The sequence below is a fragment of the Collinsella aerofaciens genome (assembly GCF_027679495.1).
In the GTDB taxonomy this organism is placed as follows: Bacteria; Actinomycetota; Coriobacteriia; order Coriobacteriales; family Coriobacteriaceae; genus Collinsella; species Collinsella aerofaciens_AK.
On record NZ_JAQEKC010000007.1, the window covers coordinates 68293 to 83184 of the forward strand.

A 14892-nucleotide genomic window follows, 5' to 3' on the forward strand; every position below is an offset into this window, starting at 1 on the left:
CGTCAGTCGATTTTTTCGACTGACGCGCTTTGTGAAAGAGGCAAAGATGCGTACCGATGATTTTGACTACAACCTTCCTGAGGAACTGATTGCCCAGGCTCCTGCCGAGCCGCGCGACTCCTGCCGCCTGCTGGTGGTGGATCGCAAGGGCTCCCAGGCGGGAACGCCGCTGGAGCACGGCGGCACCGTTGAGCACCGCATCTTCCGTGACATCATCGACTATATCGAGCCGGGCGACGTGCTCGTCATCAACCAGACGCGCGTGATGCCGGCCCGTCTGATCGGTCGCAAGACGGGCTCGGGCGGCGTGGTCGAGACGCTGCTGCTCAAGCGCCGCGAGGATGTTGACCCGCTGGGCCATGTTTGGGAGTGCCTGGTCAAGCCGGGTAAGCGCCTGAAGCCCGGTGCTCAGATTGAGTATCGCGCCGGTGGTGCCCATGCGCCCGAGGGGGCTCCCGTGGTGCTGACGGCCGAGGTCGTCGACTTTGTCACCGATAGCCGCGGCGGCCGCCTGGTGCGTTTTGAGCCGGCCGGTTGCAATGCCGCCGGCGAGCCGCGCACGCTCGACGAGGCTATCCATGCTGCCGGCCACGTGCCGCTGCCGCCCTACATTACCGATTACGAGGGCGATCCCGAGAAATATCAGACCGTGTACGCCATGAAGGAGGAGCACTCGGCTGCCGCTCCCACGGCGGGCCTGCACTTTACTCCCGAGCTCATGGCCGCTATCGAGGCCAAGGCCGCGAAGTTTGCCGCCGTCGAGCTCGAGGTGGGCATCGATACCTTCCGTCTGGTGGAGGAGGATGACCCCACGCAGCACGTCATGCACACCGAGCGCTACCACGTATCGCAGGAGGTGGTCGACGCCGTGCACAAGGCTAAGGCCGAGGGACATCGCGTGATCGCCGTCGGCACCACCGCAGTGCGTTCGCTCGAGAGCGCCTTTGACGTGGATGCCCCGGTGTCCGATCCGGCCGTGACGGCGCGCTATTTTGAGGGCCGCGAGGACGGGGCCGATACGCTCGGCCGCGGCGACATCGTGGTGCGCGAGAACGCGACAACGCAGCTCTACCTCATGCCTGGCTCGACCTATCACGTGGTCGACGCGCTGATCACGAACTTCCACGTGCCGCGCTCCACGCTCATGATGCTCGTGAGCGCACTTGCTACCCGCGACCAGATCATGGATGCCTACGCCGCCGCTATCGAAGAGCGTTACCGCTTCTTCAGCTTCGGCGACGCGATGCTCATTTTGTAGTTACGCGGTTCTACGAACCGCGTAACTGCTCGACGCTGCGCGGGCCGCATTTGGACAATCTGACGTTCAACTTCAAGGGCGCGACCAGAAGGTCAGCGCCCTTTCGTTTCACGTCACCTTGTCTCAAATGCGACCCGCTCGCTGTCGTTGCCAAAACATCGGCGTTGCCGTGGTTGTCGCTGTAGTCATTGGGTAGTCATTGGACGTTCTTAAATGACTAGTCAAAGGGGACACTCTTACGGCACTTGGCACTTGGGGACGTTCCTTTTGTGCCGGCACCTGGGGACAGTCCTTATGTCAAGAGATCGGTGCAAGAGGGATAGGTTGCCTTGCGTCGATCTAAATAAGTTGCGGTGAGATAGTTCTTGAATTGGCCTTTTTGGGGCTAAACAGAAACTTTCTCACCGCAACTGAGTTGAGGCGTTTTTTGGCAGCTGGTTTACTTGCTCGCGAACAGCCAGATCAGGATGATTGCCAGAATCACGGCGACGATGCAGACGATGGCGCCAGTGAATTTGATGCGTGAGTCGCGGGTACGCTCGCGCACCGCGTCCTCGGTGGCCTCGAGCTGGGCGACTTCTTGCTCGGTCTCGGCGTGTTCGGCTTTGTCTCGGGCCAAGGATCCTGCAAGCGACTCAGTGATCTCTGGGTGGTCGTGTACTTCGGTCGCCTGTTCGATGATCGACTGCGCATGTGCGGCATCTGCTTGGGCGTTGGCGATGCTCTGCTCTTGGTCGCGGCGTGCCTTGTCCTCGGCGGCGATCTTCTCGCGCAGTTCGCGCTGGCGCGTTGCGGCGGCGGTTTTTGCAGTCTGCAGCTCGTCGCGCGCGGCATCGGCCTCTGCCGTCACGGCTTGGTGCGCGCGTTTGGCTTCGGCAATGGGGGCCTGCGCCTGTTCGACGGCCTGCTCGGCTGCGGCAAGCGAGTGCTCAAGGTCGGCGGTGATACGCGGGACATCTTCTTCGGCTTTACGCAGGGCATCTGCCGTGTCGGAGATCTGCATCGAGAGCTCGCTGGTGCGCACCGTATAGTTGGCGGGATTTGCCGAGGGATTGCGTTGCAGCTCGGCATACTCATGACGCAGTGTCTCGAGCTGGGCGCGCGTGGCGTCGACGGTTTGTTGTGCGGCGGCAATGCCGGCGTCTCGCTCGGCCTGTACCTTGTCGCGGATGCGCTTGGAATCCTCAAGACGGCGAACGAGGCGGTTGCCGGTCTCGCGCGAGCTCGTCTCGCGGGCCTCCACGGCATCGAGCGCGGCCTTCAGGCGGAGCTCGGTCGCGTCATCCTCTGTTTTCATTTGTTCGAGCTGACCCTTGAGCTCTGCTACTTTGGAAGCATGGACATCGCGATCGATTTCGGCTGCCGCAGCGGTCTTTTGCGCTGTGGCGATCGCCTGACGCTGGTCGGCGACGATCTGCTCGTAGCGGCCTGCGATATCCTGGCGCGTCTCGAGTTCCTCGGCCTGATCGGCAATGCGCTGCTCAAGTTCGGCCAGGTGGGCGCGGGCATCGGCAAGTGCCTTTTTCGCGGCGTTCATCTCGCGCATGGCCGAGGCGCCCTGGGCGATAAAGGTGCCCACGGCGTTCGCAGTGTTCGAGACAGCGGTCCCCAGATCGCGGCTCGCGGCGGGGGAATGCGGGGCGGTCGGGCGAGCGGTGTCGGCAGCGTCCGCATCGGCAGCCTGCGGCGCGGCGATATTGCCGGTACCGCCCTCGACCACAGAAAAGCCTGCTGCGTGCGGATCGACCGCATCGGCGCCAATCGTGGGGTGCTCGAGCTGCAGAAACGAGGGCATGGTGCTGCCCTGGTCGGCAACCGGAGTCTCGCCGGGCACAAAGGTTGAGGCCGCCACGGCGGCCTCCTCTTCTTCGGCATCAATATCGGCATCGGCCACGGCGTCTTTCATCGCTTTGACAGCATCCATCATGGAGTCCATGACGGCATCGAGCTCTTCTTCCGAAGAGACCTCGATGGGGCCCGCTGCTTGCGGGACGTCGTCCTGTACAGGGGCGTCGTCCTGAGCGGGCGCATCGTCGTTTTGCTCATCGGCGTTTTCTGCGGCAGGGGTTTCCGCCGTAGCGCTTTCGTCCAAGATGGGGTCGTCGATGTCGATACCATCGCAGGTTACAACGTCAGTATCTGCGATGACGTCTGCGGAATCATCAATATGCTGTTGAGTCTGGGGGTCCAGCTCGTCTGTCATAGGCATGTGCTCCTCATCGTTGTTTGTCACCCTATGATAAAGTTTCGCGCCGACATCCCACGCGCCGCAGCAAAGTTTCAAAACGTGTTCGATGGCTCGATTTGATAACAATAACTCGGTCGTTTTATCCAGTTTGTACTTGACAATCCCTTCGCCGAACGACGTGGTGCCGTTCGCCTACCGCGGTCTTTTATTTTCGCTTGAACACGCTAAAGTTGCATCTCAGCTTTTGGCGCGTGAAGTTGGATACGCGCAGTCGGCGGGCGTGCCCGTCGCGATTTGAAAGGACTTTGTATGGGACTTTTCACTGGTAAGACCGTGATCGTCACCGGCGGCGGCAAGGCCACGCTTAAGGACGGCTCCGCTGGTTCCATCGGCTACGGCATCGATATCGCATTTGCCAAGGAGGGCGCGAACCTCGTCATCACCGGCCGCAACGTCGCCAAGCTCGAAGCTGCCAAGGAATCCCTCGAGGCCGAGTACGGCGTCAAGGTTCTGCCTGTTCAGGCCGATGTCTCGGCTGGCCAGGACAACGAGGCCGTCGTCCAGAACGTCATCGACAAGGCCATTGAGGAGTTCGGCCGCATCGACGCCGTCGTCAACAATGCTCAGGCCAGCGCCTCGGGCGTGACCATCGCCGATCACACCATGGACCAGTTTAACCTGGCCATTTACTCCGGTCTGTATGCTACCTATCTGTACATGCAGAAGGCCTATCCGCACCTGAAGGAGACTAAGGGCTCCGTGGTCAACTTTGCCTCGGGCGCCGGCCTGTTTGGCAACTATGGCCAGTGCAGCTATGCTGCCGCCAAGGAGGGCATCCGCGGCCTGACCCGCGTTGCCGCCAACGAGTGGGGCAAGGACGGCATCAACGTCAATATCGTTTGCCCGCTTGCTTGGACCGCTGCGCTCGAGAACTTCCAAGATGCCTATCCCGAGGCGTTCAAGGCCAACGTCCACATGCCGCCGGCGGGTCACTACGGCGACGTCGAGAAGGAAATCGGCCGCGTTGTCGTTCAGCTCTGCGGTCCCGACTTTAAGTACATGAACGGCGAGACCGTCACCCTCGAGGGTGGCATGGGCCAGCGTCCTTAGGGGTTACGCGGTTTTACCAAACCGCGTAACGGCTCGACGCTGCGCGGGCCGCATTTGGACAATCTGACGTTCAACTTCAAGGGCGCGACCAGAAGGTCAGCGCCCTTTCGTTTCACGTCACCTTGTCTCAAATGCGGCCCGCTCGCTGACTTATGCTCAACCTGCGGCGCCATTTTGCTTGAAGGCACCTTGCTCGATCTGGCGGGTTTTCGCCGTCGGAAATGATCCGTTGGGGACGGAGGAAAACGGATCATTTTTATCCTGGTGCATTGGTGCAGGGGGGGGGGCAGGTTTCCTTTGCACTAGTTTCTGTCGAGTCGGTGCTTCTTGCGGGTTGCCCGTATAATGGTTTGCGTATGAACCGCAACCAAGGAGTTCCAGTTTATGGACCAGAGCCTTTTTAAATTCGACCTGATCGCCGAGGACCCGACGACGCACGCGCGCGCCGGCGTGCTGCACACCCCGCACGGCGACATCGAGACGCCGATCTTTATGCCCGTGGGCACCAAGGCAAACGTCAAGGGCATTCCTACCGAGACTGTCAAGAAGCTCGGCGCCCAGATCGTGCTCGCCAATACCTATCATCTGTCCATGCGTCCCGGCGAGGATACCATCGCCGAGCTGGGCGGCCTGCACAAGTTCATGAACTGGCACGGCCCCATCCTCACCGACTCGGGCGGTTTCCAGGTCTTCAGCCACAACGATGCCGTCAAGCTCACCGATGAGGGCGTGCGCTTTATTGTCAACGATTACGACGGCCGCCACGTGTTTTGGACGCCCGAGGACAACATGGAAATCGCCATGAAACTCGGCTCCGATATCTGCATGCAGCTCGACCAGTGCCCGGGCTATCCCGCCACGCGCGCCTACGTTGAGCGCGCCGTTGAGCTGTCGAGCATGTGGGCCGAGCGCTGCTATAAGGCGCATACCCGCGATGACCAGGCGCTCTTTGGCATCGTTCAGGGCGGCATGCACCTGGATCTGCGCCTGCGTTCGCTGCGCCATCTGGAGGAGTGCGGCGACTTCCCGGGCTATGGTATCGGTGGCTATTCGGTGGGCGAGGATCACGAGACCATGTTCGAGACCCTTGCGCCGCTCGTGAGCGAGTACATGCCCAAGCATAAGCCGCGCTACCTGATGGGTGTCGGCAACCCGACCACGCTCGTGCGCGGCGTTGGCGTGGGCATCGACATGTTTGACTGCGTGCTGCCGACGCGCACCGGCCGTATGGGCACGGCATTCTCCAGCGAGGGTCGCCTCAACTTCCGCAACGCTCGCTTTGCGCACGACGACGGTCCCATCGATCCCACCTGCACCTGCCCGGTGTGCACGGGCGGTTACAGCCGTGCGCTCATCCGTCATATGGTCACGCAGAAGGAGATGCTCGGCGGCATTCTGCTTTCGATGCACAACATCTACTACCTGCTCAACCTTATGCAGCGGGCCCGCCAGGCCATTATCGAGGGCCGCTACGGCGCGTTCGTGAGCGACTGGATGAACAGCCCTGCGGCGGTGGACTACTAAGAGCGACAGACACGCTTGCAGAGCGTGGGCACGGCAATGGTCGAGCGCCAGCCGGTCGTCACATTCGCTGACACCGGTTGCACGACCGCTGACCGATAGCTTGCAAGTGCTTGATGCATCGTGGGTACCATACCGAATAGTTGATGTTCGGGCGGGTGTTTGACGCATGGCGTCGACCCCGCCCGCTTTTCTTTTTCTCGATAGGAGTACCCATGATTAAGAATGAGAACGTCGAGGGCGAGCCTGCCTACGACGAGACGTACCGCCGCGGCCCCGTGGTCATGCGCGGCCCCATGATTCCCAAGGACAACACCTACGCCAACCTGCTGGCGCCCGAGGACTCGACCGACTGGTTGCACACCGACCCCTGGCGCGTGCTGCGCATTCAGGCAGAGTTCGTTGATGGTTTTGGCGCACTTGCCGAGCTTGGTCCTGCAGTGACCATCTTCGGCAGTGCCCGCACGCCCAAGACCGATCCGCTCTACAAGGCGGCACGCGCCGTTGGCCGCAAGATCGCCCAGCGCGGCGTGGCGGTTATCACCGGCGGTGGTCCCGGCGTCATGGAGGCGGCCAACAGGGGAGCGGCGAGCGCCAACGGCAAGTCGGTCGGCTTGGGTATCGAGCTTCCGCACGAGCACGGGCTCAACAAATATGTGAACCTTGGCATGGACTTCCGCTACTTCTTTGTGCGCAAAACCATGTTCGTTAAGTACAGCTCGGGCGCCATCGTATTTCCCGGCGGCTTTGGCACGCTCGACGAGATGTTCGAGGTTCTCACGCTGGTGCAGACGCACAAGGTCAAGCGCATGCCGCTCGTGCTGGTGGGCACCGAGTACTGGCAGGGCCTATTCGACTGGCTCAACGGCCCGGTGATGGACGCCGGTATGATCAGCCCGCTCGATCCCGAACTCGTGCACATCACCGACGACCTCAACGAAGCCGTCGACGTTGCCCTGAGCGGGCTGATGTAGGGCGCTGTGACTGTTGTTATAGTAATGTGAACGGCATACTGATGCTATTTAACATCAGTATGCCATCAAAACGGGGTATACTGATGCAAAAGACGAGGCGAGGAGGTCGCGTATGTCTACTGCAACGGTTAAGCCTACGACGGTTCGCATCGAAGAGGGGCTCAAGGAACAGGCGACTGAGTTCTTGGATTCGGTCGGCCTCAGCCTCAATTCCTATCTCAATCTTGCCGTTCGGCAGCTTGTAAATCAGCGAAAGATTCCTTTTGAGATTGTAGGAAGGGCGGAGGTGCCCAACGAGGCGACGAGGCGTGCCATGGTGATCGCCGAGGCTCATGAGTTGGTGATTTTGCCGGACGATAGCCCGTCATTCAACAACGCTGATGAGCTTATGTCATTCCTCGATGAGGAATAGCGATGTTCGAGATTAAAGTCGAGGCTCAATTTAGGGCGGACTACAAACGAACGATGCGCATGCATCCGCAGCTAAAGAGTGAGTTTAAGGCGGCAGTCGCAGAGCTTGCAGCTCACGGCTCGCTTCCCGCGGAATATGGCGCCCATGAGCTTTCAAACCCGGGCGGAAACTACAACGGCCACATCGATTTCCACCTATCCGATGGCTTGGTCGACGTGGTCGTTCTCTACTTACCGCATAAGACTAATCCTGTGATCCGGCTGGTCAGAATGGGCTCGCATGAGGAGCTGTTCCAGGGCCCGCAGGGCTGATTGCCGATTTCTAAGTTGCGGTGGAATAGGGATTGATTGACGGCTAATAAGTCAAAAACAGTCCCTATTTCACCGCAACTGCTGGGGGTACCCCGTTCGTCGCCGCGGCCTCCGGTTCCACTTTTCGCTGAATTTCGCTCAAAAGCTCGGCTGCGACTTCGCTGCTTTTGAAACGAATGCTGCAGTCTTCTTTCTTTGGGAAAGCCAGCAACGGAATAGCTCCGTACCAGACAGTTTCCTCGTCAATCACTGATGCGCACAGGCGTCCTTCGGCTTTGATGAGATAGTTGACGTTCATCTCGGCAAAAATCGCTTTCACGTCATCGCGTGGAGTTGAAGCAATAGAAATCTCAAGGGCAATTCCACGGGTAGCGGCATCCGCGAGTGCAGCGGCGAGCTTTTCAAGGCATGCGGCGGACGCGTAGGGTGCGGCAATAAAAATGCTTTTCGATGCGTTCTCGATGTCATTCACTAAAGCCTCCACGGCTCTTGCCGACCTAACGAGGATGTTTCGATCGTCCTGTCTGTTGTCGTTTGCCGCAAAGACTTCATACCCCAGCTTGGCGTAGGTCTTGAGCCTCTTTTGGTACATGCGCGCGAACATGGGTATCGACAGGTCAACATAGTCGAATATCTCAACCCGCTGTTTGCCCTCGTGGCTTCTGTGTAGCCTACCTGCCTGCTGCGTTATGCTGCCGTCCCAAGATATTGGAGTGGCAATGAGCAAAGTGTCAAGGTAAGACAGGTCGAAGCCCTCGCCCAGAAGACTTTCAGTTGCGACGATGATTCGATGATCATGCTCAAAGCTGGGAAGACTCTTCAGTATTGCTTTTCTTTCTTTGGCGTCGATTTCTCCGGTTAAGAGTATGGGTTCGTGTCCACGGCTTTGAAGTAGCCTGCATAGCTCTTCGGCATGCTTTTTTCTTTTAGATAGCACAAGCGGATGCCGGCCGTTTGATGCGGCCTCGAGGGCGTCCTCGATAATTGCTTCGTTTCTCGCGGCGTGTACACACAGGAGATCGAGAATTTGGTTAAAGGATGCTCCTGGTCCGTAGGTGGGTAATCGAATTCCGGTGAAACGCGGTCTAACAATGCGCTGAATCCCCTGTTGGATTGCTTGCGTTTTTGGATCGACGACATAGCGAACCGGGCCGCAGAGCATCGAGAGTGCCCGCGTGAGTCCGTCCGAACGCTCGGGCGTTGCGGAAAGGCCATATACATATTTGGCAGGAGCGGACTTGAGGACAAGCTCAAGCTGTGGCGCGGCCGCATGGTGGCATTCGTCACAGATGATGAGACTGTAATCGCGAACGAACTCCTTGGCTAATGACTCGCCGGTTTGGGGATCCTTGCCGGATAGCGACTGGAATGAAGCAATGTCGATGAGACGGCTTATGGCGGTCTTGCCTCCTCCGATTTGCCCAATGAGCGGAGGCTGTCTTTTGCTGATTCGTCCCTTTGGGGTTCGGACGGGCTCTCTGTTGTCCGTGATGTCGAGAAATCGTTCGAGTTGGGATTTCCATTGGGCAATGAGCGCAGTTTTAGGAACGATGACGAGCGTTGGAAGACCAATGGCAGCAATAAGATAAGCTCCGATGACGGTTTTGCCGAACCCCGTCGGTGCGGACATGATCCCGTCTTCATAGCTGAGCATCTGTTCAGCGACAATTTGCTGTTCAGGGCGAAGAGTCCCTTTAAATGCCATCGCAATTGGATGGCTCGACTTGCGTTTGTCTGAATAGTGGGCAGAAACGCCGGCTTCTTGAAGCAGCCGCTCAAGTTGAACCTTGCAGCCTCTGGGAATCGCGACGTAGCCATCTCTAAGTTCGCTGAGGTCTATGAACCGCGGTTTGCCGAATACCGATTGATGCATAGATTGTGCGCGGAAGAATTCTGGGTTGGCAAATGTTGCAAGCCTGCGGACTTCCATTTGAGCTGCGGGACTCAGAGTTTTTTCGGGGATATAGAGCATATCGGTCTGCGTGACGGACAGCGATGACGGGAAGTCCCGCGGTGTGAGCGGAAGCCGCTTTCGCAGTCTCTGGGAATGTGGCACACCGGTGTTTGCCGCCGCAACAGCTGCTATTCCATGTGACCTATTTTCGATGCTCTCGATCAGATTTTGCACCGTCACGCGCGGGATTAACTGGATTTGCGAAAGGTAAAGCCATTGATCGGGAAAGGGCTCAAATTGCTCGTCAACAAATACGCTGTTCCCTTTTCGCTGCGCTTTTCCTTGAAAAGGCAGCGCTATGAGATTTCCAAAGCCGCCCTCAGGAATGGTGGACTGCGCGGGCAGCATTCGGTCAAATGCTTTGAAGGTGATTGTCTTGTTCAGTATCGCCGCTTCGGTGATAAGGCTGCTTCCAAAATCTCGTGCGGTCTTTGCGCTGACGAGCTCTAGGAAGAAAAACCAGACATGTGCGCCGTCGCCCGATCTCGATCGCTCAACTGCGACATCGATTCCGTGGCTTTTTGCGACATGTCGAATGGCTTTCGTCGCTTCTTTCCAATCGGCTCCGTCAAAATCGATGACCAGGACTTTCGTGTTACTGTCTTTATCGAGCACATATTGGCCTATAACGTCTCGAAGCCTATCGTCATTGCCTCTGAAATGGGCGATGATCGCGGCATCGCTCAACTCGGGGAAGACGCGGCTGCTGCATTCCGTGCATTTGACTCTCTGGTGGCTTGCTTTGGGGCAAATGCCTGACTTCCACTCATTTGCGCAGGCGGGCGTATAGCCAATTCCTCCGTCTTTTCTGCGGTACCCATGAGCGTAGACATCTTTGCGACCAGTAAAGAGATTGCGGAAGAGCTCGAGTTTGTCGCGCGCTGGGCTTGCGCTGGTGACGATATCTTCGATCTGCGCCCGTCTATCGAAAGAATCGCCAGCTTTCTCCCATTCTTCCAGCGTTGTATAACGGATGTCTGGACCGCTGCTGCAGATAACGATTTGCTTGCACGGATCCGAAGCGTGGACGACCGTTTTATTGAATTTGAATAGGGCGCTCCCGAAAAGGGCGTATTGATGCGTGCCGTTGCTCATTTGAAAGCCATTCTTATCAGCGTTCATTGGGATGAGGGTACGTCATTTCAGCTTTATGAGATACGCGACTTCGATTTTGGTTCGGTAATAGTGGGGTACCGATCCGTGAGTGGCAATCAGCCGGTGCCAAAACGTGCGGCGGCTGTTGTTAAAGGTTTTTGACGGCTATGGGGCGGGTTGGCGGCGTGGGGAGGGGTTTTCGAATGACCCCGTGGTCAAATAACGTCAAATGTGAGTACTGCTGTTAATGTAGTCTCATAATATTTGGCAAGAATAGAATACCAATTCGACATTATTCTATATATCTAACCCACCAAACACGGCATTTTGAGCCTTGGCAAGGCGTGAAATTAATCGAAACGATCGATTCCGGCGAGATTTTGCTGCTACTAATTTGGTGGCAGTACTCATATTTGCCATTTTTGTCCAGTGGGTACCGCGAGGGGGTCTGTTCGACTGGCCCAACGGCCCGGTGATGAGCGCCGGTATGATCAGCCCGCTCGATCCGGATCTGGTACACATTACTGACGACCTCAACGAGGCCGTCGACATCGCCCTGAGCGGGCTGATGTAGAGTAGCTAAAATGGGACGGGGCTAAAAAGACTGGTCTGAAACGTTTGATACCAGTCTTTTTAGCCCCGTCTCAAACGAACTGCTTCTAAGTTGCGGTGGAATAGGGATTGATTGGCGGCTAATAAGCCAAAAACAGTCCCTATTCCACCGCAACTGATGTGGGCGTCCCTAGTGAGTTGGCTGGTAGCGGGGGCAGTAGCTGATGGCGATGGCGTCGACGCCTACGTGGGTGGCGATGGTGCAGCCGATGGGGCCGGTGCCGGCGTCTACGTAATCCTGACCCGCGAGTGCCTCGTTGACAAGCTCCTGCTCCTCGGCGGCGCCGGTCGTGAGCACGCGCACGCTGGAGCCCGGATACTCGGCCAAAAATGCGAGGCAATCGGCCATGGTGTTGGTAACGATGCGCTTGGCACCGCGGCCCTTTTTTATGGCCTTGATCTCGCCCGATTTCCACTCCGGCGAAACGGCCAGGCGAATGTTGAGCATTTGCGTGAGCTGGCCGGCGAGCTTGGGCGCGCGGCCGTTCTTAACGAGATTCTCGAGCGTGCGGGGAATCAGCAGCAGGTGGGCGTCGGGCAGCGTCGCGCGGATTTGCGCCTCGGTCTCGTCCAGGCTGCGGCCGTCCTCGCGCATGGCCAGCGCGTACTCCACCAGCAGGCCCTCGGCGCCCGAGCCGGTGCGCGAGTCGATGCAGCGCACGTCGAGCTCGTGCGTCTCGGCCGTCAGGCTGGCGTTGGCGTAGCAGGCGGACCACTCGCTGCACAGCGAGATAAAGATGGCGCTATCGTGGCCGTCGGCGCGCACGCGGTCAAAGAGTTCCTTGAACTCGCCGGCACTCGGCTGCGAGGTGTGCGGCAGCTGCTCGGAGCCGGCCATGCGGGCGACGTACTCTTGGGCGGTAATCTGCACCTGGTCGAGCAGGTCCTCGCCCTCGATAATCACATGCAGCGGAATCACGTAAATGCCGAGCTCTTGGGCGCGGGCGGGGGAGATGTCCGACGTGGAGTCGGTTATGATGGCAAAAGACATAATTGCACCTTTCGTTGGGGCGCGACGGCGCCGCCTTCTGAGAGCAAAGTGCGACAAGTATAGTGGAGTCGTTCCACATTTCTAGGTTCAATTGTTGAATAGTCAACAGTTTGAAGTGTCGGTGTGGAAATCGTCAACTGGGGAAGAGGGATGCCGATGGAGGCGCTGGAGATATGCAAACGGCCGGTCGTGCTGTTTGATTTTGATGGCACGGTGGCCGATACGGGTCGGGCGGTGATGACCTCGACGCGCAAGACGCTGGCTGCACGCGGGTTTTCGGAGGCGCAGATGGGTGACCTGCGTCGCATGATCGGGCCGCCCCTGTGGAAGAGTTTTCACGACTTTTATGGCTTCTCCCGCGAGGAGTCGCTTGTGGTGGCCGACGAGTACCGCGCCTTTTTTGACGAGCTGGGACCGGAGGAGTATCCCGTGTTTGACGGGATCCCCGAGCTGCTGGATGGGTTGGTCGCCCAGGGCAAGCGCTTGGCCGTGGCGACGTCGCGCATGGAGGCAAAGTGCATCGACATGGTGCGTGAGCTCGGGCTTTCTCAGTTTGAGGCGGTGGTTGGCATGAATCCGCCGCAGGGTCGCGAGACCAAGGCCGATTCGGTCCGCGACGCGTTGGCGGCCTTGGGTGCGGCCGCGGGCGATGCCGTGATGATCGGCGATCGCTTTAACGACGTCGAGGGCGCGCACGCGATGAGCGTGCCGTGCATTGGTATCTATTCGGGCGCGGCGGCGCCGGGCGAGCACGAGGCGGCGGGTGCCGATGCAGTGGTGCACTCGGTGGCCGAGCTTGCTAAACTTTTCGCTATATAGGTATTTGATGTGAGGGGCGGGCACGCTCGCCGCTCATTGGTAAGGAGGTCGTCCATGAATCAGGTGGAGCAGAGCGTTGCCGAGTATGTCGACGAGGTCTGGGAGGATGTCGTCGCCGATATCGAGCAGCTGGTGAGTTATCCGTCCGTGGCAGTTTCTGCCGATGCGGAGCCCGGCGCGCCGTTTGGCCGCCCGGTCCGTGACGCGCTCGATTGCGCGCTCGGCATCGCGCAGAAGCTCGGCTATCAGACGAGCGACGACGAGGGCTATGTGGGAATCGCCGATATCCCGGGCCGCGGCGACAAACAGCTCGCGACTATCTGCCACGTGGACGTGGTTCCCGCCGGCCCTGGCTGGAACACCGACCCGTTCACCATGGAGCGCCGCGAGGGCTGGCTGCTCGGTCGCGGCGTGATTGACGACAAGGGCCCGGCGGTATTGTCACTCTACGCCGGCGCCTACTTGCTCAAGCACGGCATTGTTCCGCGCTACACCTTCCGCGCGCTGCTGGGCTGCGATGAGGAAGTGGGCATGTCCGACGTTCACCATTATCTGGAGAACAACGCAGACCCCGACTTTTTGTTTACGCCCGATGCCGAGTTCCCGGTCTGCAATGCTGAGAAGGGCCAGCTTGGGGCGACGTTCGTGAGCCCCAAGATCGACGGCGGGCGCATTGTGTCCTGGAGCGGTGCCGAGGCGAGCAACGCCATTCCGTCGCAGTCTATCTGCGAGCTCGCGATTGCCGCCGATGAGCTGCCGGCGCCGGTCGAGAATGCTGACCGCCTGGAGATCACGGCTCTCGACAATGGTCATGTGCAGATTTTCGCCCACGGTATTGGCGGTCACGCCTCGATGCCCGAGGGGACGATCAATGCCGTCGGCCTGATCGTGTCGTATCTGCGCGAGGCCGAGGACGCGTTTGGTGCACGCGACGAGCGCCTGCTGACGCCTGCCGAGCACGAGTTCGTCAAGTTCCTGGCCTTTGTGCATGCGGATGCCTATGGTCGCGGCCTGGGTATCGACGCGACGAGCCCAGCGTTTGGCCCGCTTACCTGCAACGCTGGCGTCATCCGTGTGGCGGATGGCCATATCGAGCAGGTCATCGACGTGCGCTTCCCCGACAGCACGAGTGCCGATACCATCCGCGAGCAGCTCGAGCCGCTCGTGGGCCGTTTTGGCGTGACGTGCCGTGTGGGTCGTGCGAAGGTGCCGTTCTCGGTGTCTGCCGACGATCCGGCCGTGAAGGCGCTTATCGATACCTATAACGAGTTCACCGGCAAGCATGCCGAGCCCTTTGCCATGGGCGGCGGCACGTACGCGCGCAACTTTGCCCGCGCCGTCTCGTTTGGCCCCGAGGAGACCGGCCTGGAGCTGCCCGCATGGGGCGGCCAGATGCACGGCCCCAACGAGTGTGCCAGCGAAGAACAGCTCAAGCAGGCGCTCAAGATTTATATCGTGGCCATCTTAAGGCTCAACGAGTTGGAGCTTTAAGGTTACGGCGTTTTGCCAATCTAAGTTGCGGTGGAATAGTTCCTAGAATCGGCTGCCTGACAGCCAAACAGGAACTATTTCACCGCAACTTTTTTTATCGGTGTAAAAGGCGCGCCACGCTAAATGCCGGGATTGTTATTCGTTTGTAAAGGCTGG

The 14892-nt window shown here is 59.0% G+C and carries 11 protein-coding genes; 8 read left to right on the plus strand and 3 right to left on the minus strand.

Translation table 11 applies throughout. The annotated features are described in order from the left end of the window. Positions 1 to 46: 46 nt before the first annotated feature. Positions 47 to 1258 carry a tRNA preQ1(34) S-adenosylmethionine ribosyltransferase-isomerase QueA gene (gene queA, locus PGW49_RS04060; protein WP_270225624.1) on the plus strand — a complete coding sequence of 404 codons (1212 nt, stop codon included), beginning with the start codon at positions 47 to 49 and terminating at the stop codon, positions 1256 to 1258. Between the two features lie 439 nt (positions 1259 to 1697). Here queA and PGW49_RS04065 read toward each other — a convergent pair whose 3' ends face one another. Further along, positions 1698 to 3461 (minus strand): coiled-coil domain-containing protein, encoded by a 1764-nt coding sequence (locus tag PGW49_RS04065; RefSeq protein WP_270225625.1) that lies wholly within the window; start codon positions 3459 to 3461, stop codon positions 1698 to 1700. A gap of 294 nt (positions 3462 to 3755) precedes the next feature. Here PGW49_RS04065 and PGW49_RS04070 point away from each other — a divergent pair, with 294 nt between their 5' ends. From PGW49_RS04070 to PGW49_RS04090, 5 genes are all read left to right on the plus strand, one after another. Further along, positions 3756 to 4556, plus strand: coding sequence for an SDR family NAD(P)-dependent oxidoreductase (locus tag PGW49_RS04070; protein WP_006235414.1), 801 nt, complete (start codon positions 3756 to 3758; stop codon positions 4554 to 4556). A gap of 384 nt (positions 4557 to 4940) precedes the next feature. Further along, on the plus strand, positions 4941 to 6080 hold the full coding sequence (gene tgt / locus PGW49_RS04075) for a tRNA guanosine(34) transglycosylase Tgt (RefSeq protein WP_161194517.1): 1140 nt from the start codon (positions 4941 to 4943) through the stop codon (positions 6078 to 6080). A 212-nt stretch (positions 6081 to 6292) separates the two neighbouring features. Next, positions 6293 to 7051: an LOG family protein gene (locus PGW49_RS04080; protein ID WP_270225626.1), complete on the plus strand. Its 759-nt coding sequence runs from the start codon at positions 6293 to 6295 to the stop codon at positions 7049 to 7051. 112 nt (positions 7052 to 7163) lie between these two features. After that, positions 7164 to 7463 carry a type II toxin-antitoxin system RelB/DinJ family antitoxin gene (locus PGW49_RS04085; RefSeq protein ID WP_270225627.1) on the plus strand — a complete coding sequence of 100 codons (300 nt, stop codon included), beginning with the start codon at positions 7164 to 7166 and terminating at the stop codon, positions 7461 to 7463. A gap of 2 nt (positions 7464 to 7465) precedes the next feature. Next, positions 7466 to 7774: a type II toxin-antitoxin system RelE/ParE family toxin gene (locus PGW49_RS04090; protein WP_195502729.1), complete on the plus strand. Its 309-nt coding sequence runs from the start codon at positions 7466 to 7468 to the stop codon at positions 7772 to 7774. Positions 7775 to 7838: 64 nt separating this feature from the next. Here the strand turns inward: PGW49_RS04090 and PGW49_RS04095 are convergent, their stop codons facing one another. Then, positions 7839 to 10823 (minus strand): TOTE conflict system archaeo-eukaryotic primase domain-containing protein, encoded by a 2985-nt coding sequence (locus PGW49_RS04095; RefSeq protein ID WP_270225628.1) that lies wholly within the window; start codon positions 10821 to 10823, stop codon positions 7839 to 7841. A gap of 742 nt (positions 10824 to 11565) precedes the next feature. After that, positions 11566 to 12426, minus strand: coding sequence for a DegV family protein (locus tag PGW49_RS04100; RefSeq protein WP_138112862.1), 861 nt, complete (start codon positions 12424 to 12426; stop codon positions 11566 to 11568). Positions 12427 to 12576: 150 nt separating this feature from the next. On the opposite strand from PGW49_RS04100, the gene PGW49_RS04105 reads away from it, so the two are divergent. Further along, positions 12577 to 13245 carry an HAD hydrolase-like protein gene (locus tag PGW49_RS04105; RefSeq protein WP_270225629.1) on the plus strand — a complete coding sequence of 223 codons (669 nt, stop codon included), beginning with the start codon at positions 12577 to 12579 and terminating at the stop codon, positions 13243 to 13245. A 54-nt stretch (positions 13246 to 13299) separates the two neighbouring features. After that, complete coding sequence (locus PGW49_RS04110; RefSeq protein WP_270225630.1) at positions 13300 to 14736, plus strand: M20 family metallopeptidase; 1437 nt, start codon at positions 13300 to 13302, stop codon at positions 14734 to 14736. The last annotated feature ends 156 nt before the right edge of the window (positions 14737 to 14892 follow it).

Bases quoted from the DNA above. Each gene is read 5' to 3' on its own strand.
- PGW49_RS04070 (WP_006235414.1), top strand. From the start codon at position 3,756: ATGGGACTTTTCACTGGTAAGACCGTGATCGTCACCGGCGGCGGCAAG.
- tgt (WP_161194517.1), top strand. From the start codon at position 4,941: ATGGACCAGAGCCTTTTTAAATTCGACCTGATCGCCGAGGACCCGACG.
- PGW49_RS04065 (WP_270225625.1), bottom strand. From the start codon at position 3,461: ATGACAGACGAGCTGGACCCCCAGACTCAACAGCATATTGATGATTCC.
- queA (WP_270225624.1), top strand. From the start codon at position 47: ATGCGTACCGATGATTTTGACTACAACCTTCCTGAGGAACTGATTGCC.
- PGW49_RS04110 (WP_270225630.1), top strand. From the start codon at position 13,300: ATGAATCAGGTGGAGCAGAGCGTTGCCGAGTATGTCGACGAGGTCTGG.
- PGW49_RS04100 (WP_138112862.1), bottom strand. From the start codon at position 12,426: ATGTCTTTTGCCATCATAACCGACTCCACGTCGGACATCTCCCCCGCC.
- PGW49_RS04095 (WP_270225628.1), bottom strand. From the start codon at position 10,823: ATGAGCAACGGCACGCATCAATACGCCCTTTTCGGGAGCGCCCTATTC.
- PGW49_RS04085 (WP_270225627.1), top strand. From the start codon at position 7,164: ATGTCTACTGCAACGGTTAAGCCTACGACGGTTCGCATCGAAGAGGGG.
- PGW49_RS04090 (WP_195502729.1), top strand. From the start codon at position 7,466: ATGTTCGAGATTAAAGTCGAGGCTCAATTTAGGGCGGACTACAAACGA.
- PGW49_RS04105 (WP_270225629.1), top strand. From the start codon at position 12,577: ATGCCGATGGAGGCGCTGGAGATATGCAAACGGCCGGTCGTGCTGTTT.
- PGW49_RS04080 (WP_270225626.1), top strand. From the start codon at position 6,293: ATGATTAAGAATGAGAACGTCGAGGGCGAGCCTGCCTACGACGAGACG.